The organism is Campylobacter sp. B0100352/1, from assembly GCF_020135855.1.
Taxonomy (GTDB): Bacteria; Campylobacterota; Campylobacteria; order Campylobacterales; family Campylobacteraceae; genus Campylobacter_D; species Campylobacter_D taeniopygiae.
The window spans coordinates 1-213 of the sequence record NZ_JACHTP010000137.1 but is presented as its reverse complement, the minus strand read 5'-3'; the positions used below and the strand labels follow the sequence as shown (position 1 = coordinate 213).

1 pseudogene is annotated in these 213 nt (G+C 31.5%); it reads right to left on the bottom strand.

The annotated features are described in order from the left end of the window. Positions 1-204: pseudogene (locus H2279_RS08870) on the bottom strand (hypothetical protein); the annotation flags it as partial. Between the last annotated feature and the right edge of the window lie 9 nt (positions 205-213).

Sequence of the window (213 nt, the reverse complement as noted above, 5' to 3'; positions counted from 1 at the left end):
AGGATCTAAGTATTGAGGCTTATAATCGATATAAGGAGAAGTTCTTAAGATATGATCAGCTTCAAACAAAGCTTTAGAATATTCTTGGGTGTATTTGCCTACTTCACGCCCATCTTTTCTTTTATCAAATAAGATTTGATTTGTATTTTTATCCACTTCTATTATCAACCCGTTAGAAGTATAAATCTCGTAAGTTTCACTCATTTTCTATCC